This window comes from Clostridium sp. UBA1652 (assembly GCF_002320975.1).
GTDB lineage: Bacteria > Bacillota > Clostridia > Clostridiales > Clostridiaceae > Clostridium_T > Clostridium_T intestinale.
Map to the genome: position 1 here is coordinate 1 of NZ_DCLI01000062.1, position 2,629 is coordinate 2,629.

Consider the following 2,629-nt stretch of genomic DNA (forward strand, 5'->3'; position numbering starts at 1 on the left):
AGGATTGCGTAAGTTATGTAACTTTATAATTTCATCTTCCTCGTTAATTAATCCAGATCAGTTCTTCGTACTAGTGGAACATATAATTTTCAGTTTATAAAACTAGGGTTACCAGGGCAGACTAAATTTTTCCTATAGGTTTGTAGTGTTCAAAATAAAAATTTCTATTATTCAGGTTATGATAACTTTTCTGATTTATATTTTTCTTTATAGCCCACTTTTAACAAATCAGAATAATACTTTTTTACCTTTTCAGGGTCGAGGAGTTCAAGTGAAATCCTTTCTTTAAACGCTTCGATCTCTTCGCCTACATTGGCATATTTCCCCCCGAATTCGGGATATTTGATAAGGTCACACAATTTTTGAGCGAAAAATATAGATTGTTTTGGTGTCAGCTGATATGTCGGTTCCAGTACGTTATCACTAACAATTAAGGAAGCTTTTTGATTAAAAGAAAATTCGATATGTGTAATTGTTCTCCCTTCTTTTTTCTGCTCATAACTTACGTCGATATCAGTAAGTTTATTAATTTGATCTATGGCAACCGTCAATACACGCTTTTTGAAATCTCCCATGGTTTTATATTCATTTTCAAGTAGACCTAACTTATCACGCAATTCAACCATACTAATATATAGCTTGCCTTTGCTACGCCATCTAATCAAAAGTTCATACAGCCGTATAGCGTATACACTAGATAATTGAGAAATTTGCTTTAATTCATAACGAGTAAACTTTTCTTCAAGTTTTACAAAAAGCTGTAAAATATCAGGAGCAAAAATTAGTTGAGCACATGCAGCTTCTTTAACATAGCCAACTTTTGATACCCAACGGCTTTTGTAGACCGCTGGCTTACCTGTAACAGGATCTATGGCCTTATAGGTGAGTCTACGTTCAAATAAGTTATCACACGCTCCCTGAAGAGCCTCATAGGCCGCTTGACGACCCAAATTAAAGTGCTTCATGTATTCAGACGCATGTATTGTTAGCAATGTATCCGATGTAAGCTCTTTTTCAATTTCCCTAGCTGCAATAATTGCAACTAAAATTAAGCGTTGTTCAGACAGAGTCAATGCATAAGATGCTTCAATCAAGTTATTGTCTTTATAAATTAGATTTGCCATATTGTGATTAAAGAAATAAATTCCATTAATAGACATTAACACTTAATGTCCATTAATGGAAGATCTATTTATGCCAGGAAAACGTCCATTTAAATAAAGGAAAACGTCCATTTAAATAAAGGAAAACGTCCATTTAAATAAAGGAAAACGTCCATTTATTGTCAGGAAAACGTCCATTTAAATAAAGGAAAGTGTCCACTTATTGTCAGGAAAACGTCCATATAAAACCTCTGAAAACTAGACTTCATAAGGCATTCAGAGGTTCTATAAATATAAATTTAAAAATATATATAAAATTAAAAAAGAACATTACTTGTGGATAACTTTTTTTTTAACTTTATTTTTCACAATAGTTGATTCATGAGATTGAAACTTGTACATTATTTTCAACAAAATTACGTAACTTACATAACTTATGATTATTTTAGTAGGTGGTGAAAAAGGCGGAGCTGGTAAAAGCTGCCTTGCCCAAAACTTAGCAGTTTATTTACAAGAAAAGAATAGAGATGTTCTGCTTCTAGATGCAGATCCTCAAGGCACAACAACTGACTGGATTAAAGAACGTGATGAGAATGAGGATTTAAAAAATATTCCATCTGTACAAGCTTCAGGCAATATTCGTCAAGTTTTAAAAGATTTATCAAAAAGATATGAAGATATTATCATTGATGCTGGTGGACAAGATTCGGAAGCATTACGTTCTGCTATGACTATAGCAACACATATGCTCTTGCCTTTTAGGCCTAAACGTAGAGATCTAAAGACTTTGGATCATATGGAACAAGTATTAAAACTGGCACGAGCAGTGAATCCAGATTTGAATGCAAGAGCAATCATTACACAATGCCCAACATTACCGTCACAAGTACAGCGAATTTTAGATGCTAAAGAAGCCTGTGTATCGTTCGGAATAAAAGCATTAGACCACATCACGACAAATCGAAATGTTTATGATGATGCAGATGAAAATGGCTTATCTGTTTTTGAAGTAACAAGTGATCCTAAGGCAAAAGCAGAAATTGAAGGGATAGCTCAAGAGTTTTTAGGAGTATAACTATGGCAGGTCTTAGCGGTTTAAAAAAGAAAACTGACGAGCTTTCAGATCAGGATAAACTGGTTGAAAATTTCATATCGGGAGCTGATAAAAGAGTTAAGGATCTAGAAGTTTCACAAAAGAAATTCGTTCGTTGTACCTTTTCTTTAAACCAAGAATTAAGTGAATTAATTGATGAGTTAATTATCAAAAGTAATAACGCTCGTGTTAACAGATCTAGTATTGTAAGAATAGCTTTAGAGTCACTGGCAGAGCAGAATTTAGAAGATTTTAAGCAGCTCGTTGATAAAAGTTTTAAATAAAATAGAGAATGGAAGAGGTTATTCAATCTATAAGATTAAATAACCTAACTTCATAACTTCATAACTTCATAACTTCATAACTTCATAACTTCATAACTTCATAACTTCATAACTTTACTGGCAAATAATTTAAATATTTTGATTTGTTG

Annotated in this window: 3 protein-coding genes; 2 read left to right on the plus strand and 1 reads right to left on the minus strand. The window is 32.8% G+C overall.

What is annotated here, in order from left to right; translation table 11 throughout:
- Positions 1-176 precede the first annotated feature (176 nt).
- Entirely contained in the window at positions 177-1,160 is a 984-nt protein-coding gene (gene repM / locus B3N22_RS12325; RefSeq protein WP_005405402.1) for a replication initiation protein RepM, read from the minus strand.
- A 379-nt stretch (positions 1,161-1,539) separates the two neighbouring features.
- Here repM and B3N22_RS12330 point away from each other — a divergent pair, with 379 nt between their 5' ends.
- The gene (locus B3N22_RS12330; protein ID WP_005404748.1) at positions 1,540-2,178 is read left to right on the plus strand and encodes an AAA family ATPase; all 639 of its coding nucleotides are present in this window, start codon (positions 1,540-1,542) and stop codon (positions 2,176-2,178) included.
- Positions 2,179-2,180: 2 nt separating this feature from the next.
- On the plus strand, positions 2,181-2,480 hold the full coding sequence (locus B3N22_RS12335; RefSeq protein ID WP_004969894.1) for a hypothetical protein: 300 nt from the start codon (positions 2,181-2,183) through the stop codon (positions 2,478-2,480).
- Positions 2,481-2,629 lie beyond the last annotated feature (149 nt).